Here is an 18,014-nt window from a genome sequence, read left to right on the forward strand (position 1 = left end):
TTTTGTTAGCCTTTAAAAATGGCCCGGCCTGGGGTCGGGTTGCTATTCCTGCTGCTTGTAGCAATTTGGGTGCCAAGGAATATATAGCGATTTGCTTCACAGTCCCCGGAACAAAGTGTGAGGCAGCTCGCAAGTGTGGCAAAAACCTTCAGACAAATTGTCCCAATGGCCATTTTGGGTGGTCCATACTGACCTATCGGCCACCTCACGGTGATAGAATGACCACATATTGCGTCAAAATGTCCAGAAGAAGACAAGATGAACCAGAACGAAGCTGCCAAACCACTGCCTACTGCTGTCTCTGTGCTGATTGTTGATGATGAGCCGGGGATGCGTTCCTTTCTCAATAAAGCCCTGTCGAAGAAGTTTGCTCTGGTGGAAACCGCCGGCAGCGTCGAAGAGGCTGAGCAGCTTCGCAGCCGTTGTCATTTTGATTTGTTGATTGTGGATATTCGCCTGCCTGGCCGCTCAGGTATCGATTGGCATGAGGCGCTGGCCGACGAAGAGCGTCGCTCAGACATCATTTTTATGACCGGCTATGCCGACATGGAAGTGGCCATTCAGGCGCTGCGTGCCGGTGCGTCTGACTTCATCATGAAGCCGTTCCACCTCGAGCAGATGCTGAAAGCCGTGGACAGGGCCATAGAGCGGCGGCTGCTCAAGCGCGAAAATCTGATGCTGCGCCGTGAAGTGTCCATTGGCTATTCCTCCAGCATCATCGGCAACAGCGAAGCCATGCAGGAAGTGAAATCCATCATCGCCCGGGTGGCGCCCACCAATTCTGTGGTGCTGATTGAAGGCGAGTCCGGCACCGGCAAAGAGCTGGTGGCAAGGCAGCTGCATCAACTTTCCGGCCGTCAGGGGCCCTTCGTGCCGGTGAACTGCGGCGCCATTGCGCCTGAGCTGCTCGAAAGCGAACTCTTTGGCCATGCGGCGGGTTCCTTTACCGGCGCCAAGGGGGCGCGGGAAGGCCTGTTCAGCTTTGCCTCCGGCGGCACCATATTCCTCGATGAAATCGGCGAAATGCCACTGAAGATGCAGACCGCGCTGCTGCGGGTGCTTGAGCAAAAAGCCATCCGCCCGGTGGGCAGCGAAAAAGAAGTCTCTATCGATGTGCGGGTGGTGGCAGCCACCAACCGTAAGTTGGCCGATGAGGTAGAAGCGGGCAACTTCCGCCGCGACCTCTACTATCGTCTTAACGTTTTGGAAATCCGTATTCCGCCGCTTAGGGAGCGCCCTGAGGATGTGGTTGAACTGACCCATCACTTTACCCGTATGCTCGGTGCCGAGCTTGGCGTGCGCGAGCTGGTGTGGAGCCATGAAGACCTGACCAAATTGCAGCAGCACGAATGGCCGGGCAACATCCGCGAGCTGCGCAACATGATTGAGCGCTGCATTCTGCTGGGCAAGCCGCCGGCGGAATATTGGAAGCAAACCACCAAGGCGCCCGATCCCGGTCAGTTTGGCTATCCGCTGGAGTGGCCCCTAAAGGACGTGGAAAAACACCATGTGCTGGCGGTGGTTGAAGCCCACGCCGGTAATAAGTCGGCGGCTGCGCGTGAGCTTGGGGTATCGCGTAAAACCCTCGATCGTAAATTCAAGGAATGGTTCGACCTGGATGCAGGCCCGGGCGAGGAGGACTGAGCATGTCGTTCTTCACCCAGCTTTTTGGCGTTGACTGGCGCCAGATGCAGGCCAAGGTGCGCTACCGCATCCTGATCCTCACCTTACTGCCCATTCTGCTGACTCTGGTGAGCCTGGTGTTTATCACCATCTACTGGAACATCAGTTACACCGGCCAGCAGTTGTTTATGAAGGTAAAGGCCGACCTCACGGTAGCCAACAACACCCTCGAACAGGTGCAGCTGCAGCAGGAGAAACAACTCGAAACCCTGCTGGGCTCCTGGGAGTTTCAGAACTATTTTCGCGCCCAGTTAGCGGGTAACGATGCCATCATTCCCGAGTTCAACGAGTATCTGGCCCAGCGCAAAGAAATCATGGATCTGGATTTTCTGCGACTTGTGAGTGTGGAAAAGGCCGCTGCCGACCCGGATCTGCGACTGATGCTGCCCAAGGTACATGAAGGCAGTGCCTATTCCGGGCTGATGGTGTTGTCTTCGGCGCGGCTGGCGCGACTGGATCCTCTGCTAGCCGACCGTGCCCGACTGGAGATCCTGCCCACCCTGCGTGCCGATGCCCCGGACCGCGAAATTGAAGACAGAGGCATGCTGAGCCGCAGCCTGATGCCGATTGCCGACAACAGTGGCAAGGTGGCCTGGTACCTCGATGGCGGCCTGCTGCTGAACCGCGACACCCGCATTGTCGACCATATCCGCGACCTAGTTTACGACCAGGGCACGCTGCCGGAGCGCTCTATCGGCACAGTGACCATCTTTATGGACAACGTACGCATCAGCACCAACGTACCGCTGCACTTCTTCCCCCGCGACGGCGAAGACAAGGGGCGGGCACTGGGCAGCCTGGTGTCTGAGGAAGTGCGCCACAAGGTACTGACCCAGGGGCAAACCTGGGTGGACCGCGCCTTTGTGTACAACGACTGGTTTATTTCGGCCTATGCGCCGCTGACCGATATTCGTGGTCAGCGTATCGGCATGATTTACACAGGTTTTTCCGAAGCGCCCTTTATTCATAACTACCTGCTGAACATTATTGAGTTGGGCACCATTTTGATGCTGGTTCTGCTGGTGTCGGGCATGCTGGTGTATCGCGGCGCCTACAGTTTACTGCAGCCCATTGAACGTATTCACCATGTGGTAAAGGCGGTGCAGTCGGGCCGCAACGTGCGCATTGGTGAATTGGGGCTTGAGAAAGACAATGAGCTGGCCAATCTGGCCGAGCAGTTCGACCGCATGCTGGATTTGCTGCAGCGGCGCAACACCCAGATCCAGTCCGCTGCCGAGCAGCTGGAATTGAAAGTAGAAGAGCGAACCCGCAGTCTGCAGGAAAAAACCGAAGAGCTGCAGCGCAACGTGGCGCTGCTCAACGAAACCCGGGCGCAGCTGGTCACCAACGAGAAACTCACCGCCCTGGGTGAGCTGACCGCCGGTATTGCCCATGAAATCAATAATCCCACTGCGGTTATCCTTGGCAATATGGAGCTGCTGCGGGCCGAACTTGGCGCCGATGCCGGTCGGGTCGAAGAAGAAATCGATTTGGTGATTGAGCAGGTGGGGCGCATCAGCACCATTATTCGCAGCCTGCTGCAATACAGCCGTCCGGGCGAGTTCAATGCGCCGCTGGAGATGCATCAGATCACCCCCATCATCGAAGAGATGCTGGTGCTGGTACGCCACTCCATCAAGCGTCAGGAAGTGGTGCTTATTCAGGAGCTGAACGCCAGTTACCCGGTACAGGTGAACCGGCCGCAACTGTTGCAGGTGCTGATTAATCTGGTGGTTAACGCCGCCCATGCGATGGACGGCAAGGGCCGGATCTGGATCCGTACCTACGATTGGGTGGTGCGTGACGAGCCCATTGGGGTGCGGATTGAGATTGAAGATGAAGGATGCGGTATCGCCCCGAGCAGCTTGGGCGCATTTTCGACCCCTTCTACACCACCCGCAGCGATGGTACCGGCCTCGGCTTGTCCCTGAGCTATGGCATCATCAAACGTATCGGTGGCACTATCGAAGTGAGCTCGACCCAGGGCAAGGGCACCATGTTTACCATCGGCCTTTATCACGAGGCGCGGGAAGACAGGGGGCAAAACCCCTACGAAGGCCTGATGTTGGGCGGTGCGCAAATCCACTGAATAGCCTGATGCACAAGCGAAAAAAAACCGGATCCTCGGGGGATCCGGTCACAAGAGTGTGTGAGCAATGTCGTGCATGTTAACTCAGAGACACCAGCCCGAATTACCGGTTGGGGATGAGTTTGGAACGCAATTAAATAATAATCATTCTCATTTAATTTGCAACCCCTGTTTATCGCTATTTCCCATCTTTACATTCCAGTCGCAACGTAAAGCAGCTTGAGCCTGGCGGCTTTCTGTCGCTATAAGCCCTTGAGGGCGGTATGTGGCTGCTCCGGTAGCCAAACTGGTGCTCTTGCTTAAATCCACGAAAGTTTCGATAACCCCCCGAACAGTGTGCTTCAGCAAGCTCGTGTGCAAGCGTGAGTCAGCACTGGCGGTTTAAACCTGTGTTGGCTGGTGACTTAGGGTGTACGCAGTGAAGGGCTTGTGTAAGCGGCCTGTTTAGCGCTGGCAGGATGCAGATGGGGTTCAGGTGCGGCAGTTGTGGGAGTTTGGCGGGCGGCAGATAAAAAAAGAGCCGGGCTATGCAACCCGGCCACCAAATAGAGTGTGTGAGCAATGTCGTGCTTTGCAAACTCAGGAACACCATAACCCGAAGAATTCGCTTCAGTTAAGGATGAGTTTTGGAACGCAAGTTAACGATAATCATTCTCAATTGTGTTTGCAAGTGGTTTTTGCAATATTTTTAAACCAGAGCTTTTTGCAGACTGATCTTCTGCTCCGCCAGAGACACGCCTTCGCCTTGAATGGCAGCAATCTGATAGCGGTTTTGCACCAGCATCGACAGCATGGCCGGGAAACTGTTGCGGGTCTTCACCTTCAGCAGGCTGTAACCCTGTTCGCTGGCCCATTGCTCCTGGGTCAAAAGCATGGATTGCGCCAGTCCCAACTTGCGAAAATCGGGCAATACGCCACCCAGCCAGCTGTAAAACTCGCCCGGTGATTTCTCATAACCCAATTTGAAACCAGCCAGTTCGTCTTCAACGTAGCACAGCAGCAGCAGCGCCGGGGCGGCACCAATGCGCTCGAGCATGGCTTCGGCGCTGACGGGCTTATCGAATTCAGGGATGCTTTGCATCAGGTTCGCAGCCAGTTGAGCATCGGCCAGGGTGAACTGGGTAATGGCTTGAATGTGAGTGGAGTACATCAACTTCTCCCGCAGAGTAAAGGCCGTTACCTGAGCAGCGGCCGAACAAAAAACGGCCGCATTATAACAGGTCTGGCCAGTTGCATCAGCAGTATTGCTGCGGTTTCTCTGTGGTGAGGATCTTATCCTGCAACACCCGCAGCAGCACGCCGTAGGCGGGCAGGAACAAACCTATGCTCACCAACAGCTTGAAACCATAGTCCACGGTGGCAATTTCCACCCAGTGCTCGGCCATAAAGGCGTCGCTGGAGGCGTAGAAGGCTACGCTGAAAAATACCAGGGTATCGAGCAGGTTACCGGCAAAGGTTGAGGCGGCAGGCGCAACCCACCAACGGCGGCTCTGGCGCAGGCGGTTAAACACCCGGATATCCATCAGCTGACCAAACAGGTAGGCCGCGAAGGACGCCAGCGCAATGCGGAATACAAAGCTGTTGAATTCTGCCGCTGCGCCCAGACCTTGCCACAGGCCCTGATGGAACAGCACGCCCATAAAGTAGGAAATCAGCAGTGCGGGCACCATGGCGCGAAAAATAATCCGCCTTGCGGCCTGCTGGCCGAAGATGCGCACGGTCAAATCGGTCGCCAAATACACAAAGGGAAAGCTGAAGGCGCCCCAGGTGGTATGGAAGCCAAAAAGCTGAAAAGGAAGTTGAACCAGATAGTTACTGGCACTGATCACCAGAATATGAAATCCGGCAAGCAGGAAAAGAGCACGCCGATACTGGGCGCTTGTGAGTTGCAAATTCATATTGTGACCTTTTTAGTTGGGCTGGCGGGGTGAGGGAACCCGCAATAAAACAGGAGCGCAGGGCAAAAGCCCGGGGCCGGTTAAATAGTCGACGAGTTTTTACTCAATATCTCGCCGGGCTGCGCATTATAAGAATGGCAGCGAACAACGCAAGGGGAAAGCGCACAAAATCATCATTCCGGCACCAATCCACTACACTTAGTCAAATGGGGTCCATCGGCGAGTGGGGGCCAAATGCCCATATCAGTAAGAGCCTTAACCTGTAGCATGCTGCTGTTTTTCAGTGCCTTGGCTAATGCAAAACCTGTAGAAATCCGGGTAGTTACCGCTGCATGGTTGGGGTACGCCGATACCCGGGGTGAGGGTTATTACTTCGAAATTCTCAAACGGGCATTTCCGGCCCCCGAGTGGGAACTCAAAATCACAGTGGTGCCCTTTGCCCGCAGTATTCAACTGCTGACCCACGAGCGGGCCGACGTAGTGCTGGGGGTGTATCAGGGGGACTTGCGCCGTGGCTCATACAGCCAGTATGCGGTGGAGCTGGATCAGGTGGATATCGCGCTCACCCCCGCCATGGCCCGCGACTGGAAAGGGCTGGAGAGTTTGGCGCTGCGAAAGGTGCAGGCCTATCTCGCCTATGGATTCGACCGCATTATTCCCCACACCATGTATTACGAAGAAAGCAGCAGCCTGGTGGATATGCTTGAGCGTCTCAACGAGGGCCGTATCGACGCGGTGCTGGACTATCGTCCGGGGCTGGAAGCCGCCACCCGCCGCCTGGGCAAGCCGGTTAACTACGTGATTATGGATAATGTGCTCAGTGCCGAGGTGTACTTTGGCTTCGCCGATACCCGCTTTGGCGCCTCGCTGAAAGTGCATTTCGATGAAGCCCACAAACAGATGATCAACGATGGCATACAGGATCAGCTGTTCAGACAAACCCAACAGGCGCTGGGGTTGGAAGATTAAAGCTCCACCAGAATCGACAAAATAGTCGCCAGTTTATTGTCCAGCTCCTGCCACTCAGCTTCGGGATCTGAGCCCGCAACTATGCCAGCACCGGCAAACAGATTGATACGGCCGGGTTCAATCAGCGCGCTGCGAATAGCCACCGAAAACTCACTCTCGTGTTTGTTCAGATAACCACAGGCTCCGGCATACCAGCCGCGGTTGTAGCCTTCCTGCTGGCGGATAAAACTCATGGCGCTGTCCCGTGGCAGGCCGCCAACGGCCGGGGTGGGGTGCAGTGCCAGCAGCAGCTGAAAATCGTTCACACCGGGGCGCAGCTCGGCGCGGATAGCCCGGTGCAGATGCTGGATGTGGGGCAGTTTGAATATCCGTGGCGACTCTTCGGCACCCACGTAATGACTCAGCGGCGCCAGATGTTCCACTATGTGCTGACGCACCAGCTGATTCTCGTGGCTGTTTTTGCTGTCATCCAGCAGTGCATTGGCCAGGGCTTCATCTTCTTCCGGGGTAATACCGCGCAGCGTGGTGCCGGCCAGCGCCTCGGTGAACAGCTCCTGCTGGCGGCGTCGATACAGGCGTTCGGGCGAGCAGGAAATAAAGGTGCGCTCGGGGGAAAACTGAAACCCAAACTGGAAACTTGAAGGGTTGCGCCCCTGCCAGCAGGCGAGCACCATCCAGGGATCCACAGGGTCGTTGATTTCCAACTGTGACAGCCGCGACAGCACCACCTTGGGGGTGTGCTGATTGAACTTGTCGGCGGTCACCTGCTCAACCAACTGCTTCCAGCGTGGAAACTCAGGGTATTCGCTGCGGCCAAGCAGACTCACCTTGCCCGGTGGTGGCAAGGGTCTGGGCTTTTGGATTTGCGCCAGCACATTCAGTGCCGCCTGACACTCATCTTCCCGCGACTTACCTTCAAAATTCAGGTTCAGCAGCAGTACAAAGTCTTTGCCACTGCGTCTGAGCTCAATCCGTGGCAACACAAAGCGCGCCCGGCCAAATTCGGGCCAGCTTGCCACTTCGCGATCAAATGCCACCCCGCCGTAATAGCGGATGTTTTGGTTGCGGCTCAAATCCCGCTGACGCTGATAGATTTCGGCCAGGCTGTGGTCTGTTACCGGGCTGTCGAAAAAGAAGTCTGCAGCCACGCCAATGGCGGCCACTTCCTCTTCTTTATCGCGGCCATGCCAATAAATACGCGGATACACGGCCTGCGATGCCAGCCAGGAGATCAGCGGCAAGGCGTGCACGGTCTCGGTCAGCTGAACCAGGGGCTCACTGCTCGGGGCAAGGCGAAGGCGCTGAATTTTGGCCTCGAGGGACAGGCGTGCCTCGGGCAGCGACATGACTGACAAAAGGGTCTCCGGTAGTGATGCAACACACTGCTTTTATTGTTGTTCGTCCAAACTTAAAGAGCATGCTGGCCGGTGTCAATCGTCAGGCGTCCAAGGTGTGAATCCGGCCGAAAAGCTAAATGAGCAAATGCTGATTTTGTGCGTTGCCCGTCACTTTGCATCGCTTGTGTGATCTGCCCCCTTTTGACCCTGTGCCGATTTCAGCGTCGGACAAAATGTCCCAACGGGACTTTTCGGCTTCGGACAAATGCAAAATATGTCGATCGAAGGCGTATTTTGTCATTCTTTTGCTTGAGACTCGGGTGCCAGGTCTTTGAAATAGTGGAATTCGTATGCCATTCCAACAACAAAATGACTGTATCCAAGCCTTATTTTTGCCTTTCTTTGCTCACGCTTGCTGTTACCTCCGGGCTGGCCCACGGTGCCGACACCCGCGACCCCTTATTGAACGTCGCTGAGGTTGTGGTGGTGCGCGGCGAGCAGCCCACTGCCGAAGCCATGGCCACCACCCATTGGCGCATCGATGCCGACGACATTCGCCAAAGCGGCGTGGCTTCATTGGATCAATTGCTGGCCACAGTGCCCGGCATTCATGTGCGTACCGGTGGTGAAGGCACGCCCCGTATCGATATCCGTGGTCTCAAGACTCGCCATGTCACCTTCTTAATCAATGGCGTACCAGCCAGCAGTGCCGCCGATGGTCAGTTCGACCCCAGTGTGATCCCAACCAGCCAGATTGCCGCGGTGGACGTGTCTGTAGGGCCATCATCTGTGCTTTACGGCGTGGGCGGCGCGGCCGGGGTTATCAATGTGATCACCCGCAGCGGCGCAGACGCCGGTGTGAGTGGTCGCATGGAACTGGCTGAGAACGACACCTTTAACGCCGACATGGCGCTGGGTGGCAGCGGTGAGCGCTGGCAGGGTTTTGTCAGTGCTTCCCGGCAGAGCCGCGACAGTTGGCCCTTGTCTGACGATTATGCCGGCGCACCGAATCAGCCCAAGGGCGATCGCCTCAATGCCGACAAGGAAATCGACAGCTTTTATGGTCAGGGAAATTACTGGCTTTCTGACCGCACCCAAATTGGTGCCAACCTCACGCTGCGCCAGGGCGAGTGGGGCAAGCCAGGCCGCGACGGCAGTGGCAGCGGCAAAGCCAAATTTGAACGGGTTGATGACTTTAAAAACACCAGCGCCCAACTGAGCCTTGCCCACCAGTTTGACGACGTATTCACCCTGCGGGGTTATGGCTATTTCAATCGCACCGAGACTCTGGAAAGTGTCTACAGCGACGGTAAGTATGACACCCTGACCCAGCGCCAGCGGGGCGAATCCAGGGTACAGGGGCTGAACCTGCAACTGATCAGCGAACTTGGCAGCCGCAGCCTGCTGACCTTCGCCGCCAGCGCAGAAGAGCAGCGCTGGGATGAAGTGTCTGAGCAGTTTGGGTCAACCGATACGGGTAGCGGGTCCGGCACTGGCTCGGGTTCTGGCAGTGGTTCCGGCGGTGGTTCTGGCAGTGGCGGCGGTTCAGGCAGTGGTTCTGGCGGCGGTTCGGGCTCAGGCAGTGGTTCGGGCTCGGGCAGCACAGCTGGCGTTACTGGCTTTGATGACAACGCCTGGCTCTACAGCCTGGCGGCGGAATATCAATATCAGGCAGATGCCTGGGGGGTCACCCTTGGTGGTGCCTGGTATCAATATGATGGCGAGCAGTCGGTGGATGAGCCTGCTGCCATGGCGGCCCTGTATTGGCAAGCGCTGGAGCACACCCGCCTGAGCGCCTCGGCGGCGCGCAAGGTGCGCTTTCCGACCATGGAAAACCTGCACTCGCTCTCCGCTGGTAACGCTGATTTGACCGGTGAAACCTCTGAGCATTTTGAGCTTGGTCTGGAGCAGGGTTTTGGCCTTGGCAGTCTGGAAATTTACGCCTACGAAACCCGTGCCAATGACTATATCGCCAAGGATGTGGACGGGGTCTACGCCAATGTGGGCGACTATCGCTTCCGCGGAATCGACAGCCGGGTGCAACTGGCGCTGACCGAATCACTGGATCTGGGGCTGTCCTACAGCTATCTCGACAGCGAGGACGATACCCCCGGCAGCACCGAAGGTCTGCAGTATCGCCCCAAACACCAATACGGCGTGACCCTGGACTACCGTCTGCCCACCGACACCCGGCTGCACCTGGATTGGCAGCGGGTGGTGGATCAGATTTACTTTGTTCGCAGCGGCAAGCAAATGGAAGCCCATCAATTGCCTGACTACGACCTGCTGGACCTCAAGTTGTCGCAGCCGCTGTTCAACGACCAGCTGTCGCTCTATATCAAGGCCACCAACCTGCTGGACGAAAACTACGCCGAGAGTGAGTCATTGCCGCAGGCGGGCCGTCAGTGGTTTGTGGGCGTGGATTGGCGTCTGTGAGTGCAGAGGCACTGATAGCGCTGGAAGGGGTGGGCTTTGGCTACGCCCCTGATATGCCGCTTTTTGCCGATGTGAATTTACGGCTGTTGCCGGGGGAGTGCCATTGTCTGCTGGGCGCAACCGGCAGCGGCAAATCGACTCTGCTTAATGCCATGGCCGCTCTCAATGAGCGGCCTTTGATTGGGCGCGTGTTGGCAGGCAAGGGTGTGCGTGCCGCTCTGGTGATGCAGGACCCGCAGGTGCAGCTAATTCGCCGCACTGTTGGCGCCGAGGTGGCGTTTGGGCTGGAGAACATTGGCCTTGCTCCTGAATTGATGCCCGCCAAAGTGCAGGCCGCCCTCAAGCGTACGGGTCTGAACATGCCCCTCGAAACCCGGGTCGACACCCTGTCGCTCGGGCAAAAATACCGTCTGATGCTGGCAAGCCAGTTAGTGCTTGAACCTAAAGTGTTGCTGCTCGATGAACCCTGGGCACAGCTCGATGATGCGGGCGTTACCGAGTTGCAAACTGTGCTGGCGCGGCTCAAGGCTCAGGGCATGGCTATTGTGATTGCCGAGCATCACCCTGAAGCGTTTCAGGGGCTTATCGACAAATATTGGCAGCTTGGTCAGCAACTGGTGCCTGTACCCGCGGCCTTGTCGCAGCAGTCGGATGTAGGTCAGGCCGCTGACTTCTGCGCCGTCAACTTGGGTAAGAAAGTCCTCACCATCGGCCCCTTTGAACTGAAACCCGATGCCAAAGCGCCCCCGCTGCTGGTGTCTGCTGCCCCCTTAAGCCTTAGTCGCGGCGAGCTTAGCTTGCTGGTGGGGGACAACGGCAGCGGCAAATCGACCCTGCTCAAGGCCATGGCCGGGCTGCTGGATGGGGCGCGCCTGCCAATTACGGTCAACGGCAGAAAGCCGAAACCCGGTACTGCTGGTATGGCACTGATGCTGCAGCGGCCCTGCCGGCAGCTGTTTGAGCTCAGTGTGCGTGAAGAGCTGGCCTTTGGGATCCGTCATACGGCCAATTCGTCTGCCCGGGTGGCAGGTATGCTGAGCTTTCTCAATATCAGCCACCTTGGTGAGTGCTCGCCCCACAAGCTGTCCTGGGGGCAACAGCATCTGGTGCTGCTGGCATCGCTGATGTTGACCGAGCCCGCGGTACTGCTGTTGGATGACCCATTCGCCGGGCTGGACCATGCCAGCCTTGGCGCCTGCTTGCGGCTGCTGCAGTGGTATCTGTCAGAAGGGGGCGCGTGCCTGCTGGCGTGCCACAGAGTGCCCCAGTCGCTGGCAACCCAGCCGTGTTGGCGGATTGCTGGTGGTGCGCTGTTTGCCGATGACTGCGGCCAGCCGCCTCGCAGCCGTTGCTCTGAGGTGGCGCCATGAAAGCACTGAAGTCGGGAGCTCTGAAATCGAGAGCGCTGGAAGAAAAAGTCCCGGGCTCTAAGCCACCCCAACTAAGCCGCGACCACAGGCAACGCTGGATAAATGATCCCATCTGCCTGGCAGCAACGCTGACGAGCCTGGCCATGTCGATGGCGGCCCTGATGGCGCCGCCTGTGTGGCTTTGGTGGGTGGCAGGGTTGGTCGTGCCCATGCTGGTGCTCGGCAGTCGCCAGGCCAGTCCGCTGCCGCTGCTTAAACTCTTTTTGTGGCAATGCGTTATTACCTGCAGCATTTACGCTGTGCTCTGGGGCAGCAGCCGTCTCGATGAAGCCCTGTTGGTCTCGTTCCGGCTGGTTCTGGCCTTTGTGCCGCCCTGGTTTTTGGCAGTGCGTTTTGCACCTGAGCGTCTGGGTGGCCTGTTTGCCACGGCATTGCCGCCGCGCTGGGCCTTTGTGCTGACCGCCTCCCTCAACGCCCTGCCGTTTTTGCTGCAGGAAGCCCGCGAGATCTACCGCATTCAACGTCTTCGTGGTGCCCGCATTGCACCCAAAGAGCTGCTTGCGCCCGGCAACTGGGGCGAGCTGATAAACACTGTGATAGCGCCGCTGCTGCTGGAGCTGTTCAAGCTGTCCCAGCGCCAGGCTCTGGCGGCAAAAAGTCGACGATTTGGCGAACATCCGCGCCCCACCCAATGGCCGCGGCAAGGAGAAAGGGATGAAAACTGACTTTGGTTTACAGCAGGCGCTGTTTATCGGTTTCTGCGCATCGCTGATGATTGCCCTCAAGAGTATGTTGCGGTTGAAGCTGGGGCTGTCGGGCCACTCTATGTTGCTGATGAGCTTCTTCTATCTGTTGTGTCATCTGGTGGTGGCGCGCCCTGGTGCCATGTTCGCCTGCGGCTTGCTGTCCGGGCTATTGGCAATGATGCTCGGAGTGGGGAAGTCGGGGGTATTGCTGCTGGTGAAATTTGGCGCCCCGGCACTGGCCATGGAGCTGATGGCAATGTTGCTGGCCATGTTTGGGCTGTGTCATGCGCTGCCGGGCAAGGGCTCACAGGTCAATAAGAGTTTGTGGCTGCGGCTTATCTTTCTGGCGTTGGCGGGCGCGCTTGCCTGGGGGCTCAGAGACTTTGTGGCCGCCAGCCTTGCCGGAATGGATCTCAGCGCTGCGCTGCTGCAGGGCGGTATCGAATTTCTCGGTGGGCTGGTGTTTGCGCTGCTGGGCGCTGCGCTGGTGCCGCCGGTGATAAAACGAATGCAGGCTCATGATTTAATTTCTGTTTCTGCTTATGAGGAGAAACCCTGACCATGGCTTACCGCTATTTGATTGCGATTGATGACACCGACGATATTGGCACCCGTGGCACCGGAGATATAGCTACAGATATCGCCAATGCACTGATGGCCAAGTGCGGCGGCGAGGCGTCCTGGGTGTCGCGTCATCAACTGTATGTACATCCGGATATTCCCTACACCTCCCACAACAGTGCTATGTGCTTTGTCTATGAGGGCGAGGCTTCGGTGTCGGCAATCGAGGCGATTGCCGTGGCTGTGCTGCATGCCGAGTCGGCGCCCGCCGCTGACCCCGGGCTTGCGTTTGTGTGTCTGGATGATTTTGCCGCCCAAGCCGAGCTTGTGGATTTTGGTCACAGCGCCAAAACTCAGGTGCTGACCAAGGCTCAGGCCTACGCCCTTGCCGATAGCCTGGGTGTGCATCTGTCTGAGCATGGCGGCACGGGTCAGGGGGTGATAGGTGCGTTGGCCGGGCTTGGGCTGTGGCTCGATGGTAACGATGGCAGGCTCAAGGGGCATTTTGATGTGGGTCAGGGTGTCTCTGTGCAAGCGGGCTCAGCCAAGGCAGGCGCCGGGAAAGGTGAGCATGCAGGCGAGGGCGTTGAATTGTCGGTGCGTGCGCTGCTGGCCAAAACCCGTGTCGATGCCGTGATAGACCTTGATGACCAGCCGCTGCCCGATGATGACCGGGTGCTTATTCAGGGCAAGCTCAAGGCGGTGCGCCGCCATGGCCGCAGTGCGATTTTGGTGAGCCGGGTCGATGGCGCGTGGCGCAATGCCCGCAAGCAGCAATTGAAGGACTATTAATGGACGCGTTTTTTGACATTCGTGATGGCCGCGCCTGGTTTCGTTTTGGGCAGGATCTCATCAAGGCCCGGCAGGCGGCGTCGGCCTGCGATGGCTTTTTGGCAGACGATGAAGATGAGCAGCAGGACGATGTGCTGACCTCCTGTCTCAATTGTGCCCGTCGGCGCTGGAGTGTGGGCAGTTTTGAGTGCATGAAAAAACAGCAATCGAAATAATAATTAAGTATTTGATGTTATAAGGGTTGGCGCCTATATTTCCCCGTAAAACTCACTCCGCAGCGGCGCCTTTCCAGTTTGAAATGTGGTGTGAGTTGCAATACCGTCATAAAATGCGTATTCCTGAATTGTTTACTAGGTCTTTTGTTGTATAAAGCAAAGATTCAGGCAAGCCATCAGTCTGTGGCTTAGGATTATAATTAGCACTTGATGGTGACAAACGGGGGAATTCACGCCATGGCCGATAAGGCGCCGGATACCAATCTCTTAAAACTGCCTGTCAGCAAACTGCTGCCGGGTATGTTTGTCACGGCCATCGATAATAACGGTAAGGTTGCCATCGCCAATGCGGGGCAAATCAAAAGCCGGGATACCATAGCTAAACTCAGCAAAAACGGCATTAAATCCGTGTGGGTGGACGTTGAGCGTTCGTCCGACGAATGCGGTCTGAAAAAGACCAATGGCGCTGCCGTTGAGGCAGATGCCACCCCCAAAGCCGCCAAGCCCAAAGCCAACCGTGAAGTGAGGCAAACCCAGGCAAAAAAGATTTTGGGCGAAGCCAAGGGGCTGATCCGCAAAGTATTGTCTGAAACCTTCGAAGGCAAAGCCATCGAGGTTGCCCCCTTTGAGGCGCTGGCAGACAACATGATTGAGTCAATCATGCTGGACGACGATGCACTCAAGTGCGTCTCGGCGCTGCGTGATAAAGACGCCTACCTGCTGGAACACTCGGTGAACGTGGCTTTTCTGCTGGTCACCTTCGGCAAATACCTCAAGCTCGACCGCGAGATGCTCAAGCAAATGGCCATCGGCGGCATTTTGCACGACATCGGCAAAATCAAGGTCGACTCCAAGGTGTTGCATAAGCCCGGCAAACTGACGCCGGAAGAATTTGAGCACATGAAGTTGCATCAGGTGTATGCCATTGATGTGATGGAAGAAGCCACAGGCCTGTCGCAAATATCCAAAGACGTGTGCCTGATGCACCACGAAAAGCTCGATGGCCGTGGTTATCCCAAGGGGCTCAAGGGTGATGAAATTCCGCTGCATGGCCGCATGTCCTGCATCGTGGATATTTTCGATGCCCTGACTGCCACCCGCTGTTACAAAGAGGCCATGAGTCCGGCGGCGGCCTTTAAAATTCTGCTCAGCCTCACCCCGTTCCACCTGGATACTGAGTTGGTGTACGAGTTTATCCGCTGTGTGGGGGTTTACCCTGTGGGCTCGCTGGTGGAGCTGTCCGATAGCCGCGTGGGCATAGTGTGGGAGTCCAAAGACAGGGACGCGCTGCACCCGGTGGTGAAGTGTTTCTATTCGCTCAAGCACCGCCATTACACCGAAGTCACCTTCGTCGACTTGCTCAAATCCGAGCTGCATATCGAGCGCGGAGTTTCCCCATCCAGCCTGGATGTAGACCCCAAACCCTTCTATTGATACCGTGGGTGACGTTACATTTCGTCACCCATTTTCTGCTTGATCCCAAACACAAATCTGGTCATCTTCAACAGGTTACTGCCGCTGTTGTTGTAGGAGAGCAGATGTTCGGATTTCATACGCTCAAACTCACGTCCTTGCCCGAGCTGCCGGCCCGCGCCGGAGTGCTCTATGTGTTACAGGAGCAGGGTGAGCCAAGGCGCCTCGGCGGCTTCGTGGCCCGGGAAGCCAAACGGCCACGCTGGATGTGGTTGTCGCTGGACAGCAAAGATAAAACCGACGAGTTGGCGCTGGTGCTGCTGAGGCTCTGTCGTCGTTACGGTATCCACAGTCTGGACATTAATGAGTCGCAGCACCCAAGGGCGGCGCTGCTGAAACGTCTGGCGGCCCTGGATGGCTGGGGTATCGAGGAGTGGTCGAGGCTGGGCTGAGTCAGAAACAGCCCTGCCGTTTTTATTCTCGTCTTAGCTGGATTGTGCGCCGCAAACGCTGCAAGTGGCTTGTTTTGGCAGTTTCATCTCGCGGATTTCCATGGTCATGGCATCCACCATCAGCAGGCGTCCTGCCAGTGGTTTGCCCATGCCGGTCAACACCTTGATGGCTTCCACTGCCTGAATGCAGCCAATCATACCCACCACGGGCGCGAGAATGCCCGACTCGACGCAGGTCAGTTGCTGCTCGCCAAACAGGCTGGAGAAGCACTGATAGCAGGGCGTATCGCCGCGATAATCAAACACGCTGACGGTGCCTTCCATGCGAATGGCAGCGCCGGACACCAGCGGCACCTTATGGTTAAAACAGGCCTGATTGAGCTGAGTGCGTACCGCCACATTGTCGGTGCAATCCAGCACCAACTGATGCTGTGCCACCAGTGCATCCATCTCAGGATCGTCCAGCACGGCATTGATTGTTGTGACCCGCACATGGGGGTTCAGCTCAGTCACGGCGATTTTGACCGATTCCACCTTGCCCATGCCAATACGGCTGTCGCGGTGCAACACCTGGCGTTGCAGGTTTGACAGCTCGACGGTATCGAAGTCCACCAGGGTCAGCTCGCCCACACCGGCCACCGCCAGATACTGAATCGCGGCGCAGCCAAGTCCTCCGGCACCAATCACCAACACCTTGGCCTGCTTGAGTTTTTCCTGGCCGTCTATATCCATCGCCTTGATGGAAATCTGGCGGCTGTAACGCAGCATCTCGCTGTCGCTGAGGATCTCTTCGGTCATCAAAATCGGTCCTTAATCCAGCACAGAATCAAAGGGTTCCACCAACACGGTTTCGCCTGCGGCGGTATCGCCCTGGAACTGGGCCAGATGCACAAAGCAGTTGGCCAGGCTCATGGAGGTGAGCATGCCTGAACCCTGACTGCCGGTGACCCGCACCGAGAGCCCGTTGGCATCGCGGCTTAAAATTCCGCGCTGATACTCCACCCGGCCTGGCTGCTTGCGAATAGGCGAGGCCAAGGTGGCTTCAATCAGCAGAGCCGGTTTTTGCGCCATGCCCTGCATCTTACGCAGCATGGGCCACACCAGCTTTTGGAAGGTCACCATGGAGGAAACCGGATTGCCGGGCAGGCCACAGAACAGTGCCTCGCCAATGCGGCCACAGGCAAAGGGTTTGCCCGGTTTGATGGCGAGCTTCCAGAAGGTGATTTGTCCTTCTTCGCCGAGAATTTGTTTGGTGAAATCGGCTTCACCCACAGACACGCCGCCCGATGTGAGCACCACATCGGCACGGCTGGCGGCATCGCGGAAGGCCTGACGAATGGCTTCGGGACTGTCGGGGATCACCCCCAAATCGAGCCAATCCATGCCGGCTTTTTCCAGCAGGCCGCGAATGGAGTAGCGATTGGAGTCATAAATCTGCCCCGGTGCCAGCTCGCTGCCCACCGGGCGCAGCTCGTCTCCGGTCGAAAAGAACGCCACCCGCAGCTTGCGGTACACCCGCACCTGACTGACGCCAACCGTAGCCAACACCCCCAGCTCTGCCGCTCGGATGCGGGTCCCTGAGGTGAGCACCTTGTCACCGGCGCTCAGCTCTTCGCCGCGGCTGCGCACATTGGCGCCTTTGGCCTTGGGGGCCTGAATGCGGATTTGCTCGCCATTGGCCTCGGTTTCTTCCTGCATCTGCACTGTGTCGCAGCCAGTGGGCACAGGGGCGCCGGTCATGATGCGCACACAGTGGCCGGGCTTGAGTTCACCATGGAATGGATGACCGGCAAAGGCGTTGCCGGCAAGTGTCAGCACGCCCTTGTGGGCGAGCAGCTCATCGAAGCGGAAGGCATAACCATCCATGGCAGAGTTGCTGAACGGTGGCAGGTCAATCTGGCTGGCCAGATCTTCGGCCAGCACCCGACCCAGGGCGTCGGTGAGCGGCACCACTTCGGTGTCATTGATGGTGTTGACCTGGCTCAGGAGTTGAACGATGGCGTCGTCCGGGTGCATCAGTCCCGGTTTGCTGCAAGGGTCTTGGCTGTGCATT

Annotated in this window: 17 protein-coding genes; 12 read left to right on the plus strand and 5 right to left on the minus strand. The window is 57.3% G+C overall.

Going from position 1 to position 18,014, the window contains the following annotated elements; all coding sequences use genetic code 11:
- The first annotated feature begins 258 nt into the window (after positions 1 to 258).
- From STH12_RS18885 to STH12_RS21800, 3 genes are read left to right on the plus strand one after another with little or no spacing between them, the layout of a single operon-like run.
- Positions 259 to 1,644, plus strand: a complete 1,386-nt coding sequence (locus tag STH12_RS18885; RefSeq protein WP_126168991.1) for a sigma-54-dependent transcriptional regulator — start codon at positions 259 to 261, stop codon at positions 1,642 to 1,644.
- A gap of 2 nt (positions 1,645 to 1,646) precedes the next feature.
- A complete protein-coding gene (locus STH12_RS18890) occupies positions 1,647 to 3,614 on the plus strand; it encodes a sensor histidine kinase (protein ID WP_418856587.1) in 1,968 nt (655 codons plus the stop codon).
- Entirely contained in the window at positions 3,527 to 3,772 is a 246-nt protein-coding gene (locus STH12_RS21800) for an ATP-binding protein (RefSeq protein WP_418856588.1), read from the plus strand. The genes STH12_RS18890 and STH12_RS21800 overlap by 88 nt, the downstream gene beginning before the upstream one ends.
- A gap of 688 nt (positions 3,773 to 4,460) precedes the next feature.
- Here the strand turns inward: STH12_RS21800 and STH12_RS18895 are convergent.
- Both STH12_RS18895 and STH12_RS18900 read right to left on the minus strand, forming a co-directional pair.
- Complete coding sequence (locus tag STH12_RS18895) at positions 4,461 to 4,922, minus strand: GNAT family N-acetyltransferase (protein WP_126168992.1); 462 nt, start codon at positions 4,920 to 4,922, stop codon at positions 4,461 to 4,463.
- Between the two features lie 85 nt (positions 4,923 to 5,007).
- A complete protein-coding gene (locus STH12_RS18900) occupies positions 5,008 to 5,670 on the minus strand; it encodes a 7-cyano-7-deazaguanine/7-aminomethyl-7-deazaguanine transporter (RefSeq protein ID WP_126168993.1) in 663 nt (220 codons plus the stop codon).
- A gap of 234 nt (positions 5,671 to 5,904) precedes the next feature.
- On the opposite strand from STH12_RS18900, the gene STH12_RS18905 reads away from it, so the two are divergent.
- Entirely contained in the window at positions 5,905 to 6,639 is a 735-nt protein-coding gene (locus STH12_RS18905; RefSeq protein WP_126168994.1) for a substrate-binding periplasmic protein, read from the plus strand.
- On the opposite strand, the gene STH12_RS18910 is transcribed toward STH12_RS18905, so the two are convergent.
- Positions 6,636 to 7,994, minus strand: coding sequence for an isochorismate synthase (locus tag STH12_RS18910; protein ID WP_418856589.1), 1,359 nt, complete (start codon positions 7,992 to 7,994; stop codon positions 6,636 to 6,638). The two genes, STH12_RS18905 and STH12_RS18910, sit on opposite strands and share 4 nt — an antisense overlap.
- A 351-nt stretch (positions 7,995 to 8,345) precedes the next feature.
- Here STH12_RS18910 and STH12_RS18915 point away from each other — a divergent pair, with 351 nt between their 5' ends.
- The 8 genes from STH12_RS18915 (at position 8,346) to STH12_RS18950 (ending at position 15,961) form a co-directional block, all read left to right on the plus strand.
- Positions 8,346 to 10,412, plus strand: coding sequence for a TonB-dependent receptor plug domain-containing protein (locus tag STH12_RS18915; RefSeq protein WP_126168995.1), 2,067 nt, complete (start codon positions 8,346 to 8,348; stop codon positions 10,410 to 10,412).
- Complete coding sequence (locus STH12_RS18920; RefSeq protein WP_126168996.1) at positions 10,409 to 11,782, plus strand: ATP-binding cassette domain-containing protein; 1,374 nt, start codon at positions 10,409 to 10,411, stop codon at positions 11,780 to 11,782. Before STH12_RS18915 ends, STH12_RS18920 begins: the two co-directional genes overlap by 4 nt.
- Positions 11,779 to 12,507, plus strand: a complete 729-nt coding sequence (locus STH12_RS18925) for an energy-coupling factor transporter transmembrane component T (RefSeq protein ID WP_126168997.1) — start codon at positions 11,779 to 11,781, stop codon at positions 12,505 to 12,507. The genes STH12_RS18920 and STH12_RS18925 overlap by 4 nt, the downstream gene beginning before the upstream one ends.
- Complete coding sequence (locus tag STH12_RS18930; RefSeq protein ID WP_126168998.1) at positions 12,497 to 13,087, plus strand: core component of ECF transporter; 591 nt, start codon at positions 12,497 to 12,499, stop codon at positions 13,085 to 13,087. The genes STH12_RS18925 and STH12_RS18930 overlap by 11 nt, the downstream gene beginning before the upstream one ends.
- Positions 13,088 to 13,089: 2 nt before the next feature.
- Complete coding sequence (locus tag STH12_RS18935; RefSeq protein ID WP_126168999.1) at positions 13,090 to 13,881, plus strand: DNA-binding protein; 792 nt, start codon at positions 13,090 to 13,092, stop codon at positions 13,879 to 13,881.
- Positions 13,881 to 14,096 carry a hypothetical protein gene (locus tag STH12_RS18940; protein WP_126169000.1) on the plus strand — a complete coding sequence of 72 codons (216 nt, stop codon included), beginning with the start codon at positions 13,881 to 13,883 and terminating at the stop codon, positions 14,094 to 14,096. Before STH12_RS18935 ends, STH12_RS18940 begins: the two co-directional genes overlap by 1 nt.
- A gap of 237 nt (positions 14,097 to 14,333) precedes the next feature.
- Complete coding sequence (locus tag STH12_RS18945; protein WP_126169001.1) at positions 14,334 to 15,530, plus strand: HD-GYP domain-containing protein; 1,197 nt, start codon at positions 14,334 to 14,336, stop codon at positions 15,528 to 15,530.
- A gap of 104 nt (positions 15,531 to 15,634) precedes the next feature.
- A complete protein-coding gene (locus STH12_RS18950) occupies positions 15,635 to 15,961 on the plus strand; it encodes a hypothetical protein (RefSeq protein ID WP_126169002.1) in 327 nt (108 codons plus the stop codon).
- A 33-nt stretch (positions 15,962 to 15,994) separates the two neighbouring features.
- Here STH12_RS18950 and moeB read toward each other — a convergent pair whose 3' ends face one another.
- Both moeB and moeA read right to left on the minus strand, forming a co-directional pair.
- On the minus strand, positions 15,995 to 16,759 hold the full coding sequence (gene moeB / locus STH12_RS18955) for a molybdopterin-synthase adenylyltransferase MoeB (RefSeq protein WP_126169003.1): 765 nt from the start codon (positions 16,757 to 16,759) through the stop codon (positions 15,995 to 15,997).
- Between the two features lie 12 nt (positions 16,760 to 16,771).
- Positions 16,772 to 18,013, minus strand: a complete 1,242-nt coding sequence (gene moeA, locus STH12_RS18960) for a molybdopterin molybdotransferase MoeA (RefSeq protein ID WP_126169004.1) — start codon at positions 18,011 to 18,013, stop codon at positions 16,772 to 16,774.
- Position 18,014 lies beyond the last annotated feature (1 nt).

This window comes from Shewanella khirikhana (assembly GCF_003957745.1).
In the GTDB taxonomy this organism is placed as follows: Bacteria; Pseudomonadota; Gammaproteobacteria; order Enterobacterales; family Shewanellaceae; genus Shewanella; species Shewanella khirikhana.

Excerpts from the sequence above, each read along its gene's own strand:
- STH12_RS18885 (WP_126168991.1), top strand. The coding sequence starts at position 259 with ATGAACCAGAACGAAGCTGCCAAACCACTGCCTACTGCTGTCTCTGTG.
- STH12_RS18890 (WP_418856587.1), top strand. The coding sequence starts at position 1,647 with ATGTCGTTCTTCACCCAGCTTTTTGGCGTTGACTGGCGCCAGATGCAG.
- STH12_RS21800 (WP_418856588.1), top strand. The coding sequence starts at position 3,527 with ATGCGGTATCGCCCCGAGCAGCTTGGGCGCATTTTCGACCCCTTCTAC.
- STH12_RS18895 (WP_126168992.1), bottom strand. The coding sequence starts at position 4,922 with ATGTACTCCACTCACATTCAAGCCATTACCCAGTTCACCCTGGCCGAT.
- STH12_RS18900 (WP_126168993.1), bottom strand. The coding sequence starts at position 5,670 with ATGAATTTGCAACTCACAAGCGCCCAGTATCGGCGTGCTCTTTTCCTG.
- STH12_RS18905 (WP_126168994.1), top strand. The coding sequence starts at position 5,905 with ATGCCCATATCAGTAAGAGCCTTAACCTGTAGCATGCTGCTGTTTTTC.
- STH12_RS18915 (WP_126168995.1), top strand. The coding sequence starts at position 8,346 with ATGACTGTATCCAAGCCTTATTTTTGCCTTTCTTTGCTCACGCTTGCT.
- STH12_RS18925 (WP_126168997.1), top strand. The coding sequence starts at position 11,779 with ATGAAAGCACTGAAGTCGGGAGCTCTGAAATCGAGAGCGCTGGAAGAA.
- STH12_RS18930 (WP_126168998.1), top strand. The coding sequence starts at position 12,497 with ATGAAAACTGACTTTGGTTTACAGCAGGCGCTGTTTATCGGTTTCTGC.
- STH12_RS18935 (WP_126168999.1), top strand. The coding sequence starts at position 13,090 with ATGGCTTACCGCTATTTGATTGCGATTGATGACACCGACGATATTGGC.
- STH12_RS18940 (WP_126169000.1), top strand. The coding sequence starts at position 13,881 with ATGGACGCGTTTTTTGACATTCGTGATGGCCGCGCCTGGTTTCGTTTT.
- STH12_RS18945 (WP_126169001.1), top strand. The coding sequence starts at position 14,334 with ATGGCCGATAAGGCGCCGGATACCAATCTCTTAAAACTGCCTGTCAGC.
- STH12_RS18950 (WP_126169002.1), top strand. The coding sequence starts at position 15,635 with ATGTTCGGATTTCATACGCTCAAACTCACGTCCTTGCCCGAGCTGCCG.
- moeB (WP_126169003.1), bottom strand. The coding sequence starts at position 16,759 with ATGACCGAAGAGATCCTCAGCGACAGCGAGATGCTGCGTTACAGCCGC.
- moeA (WP_126169004.1), bottom strand. The coding sequence starts at position 18,013 with ATGCACAGCCAAGACCCTTGCAGCAAACCGGGACTGATGCACCCGGAC.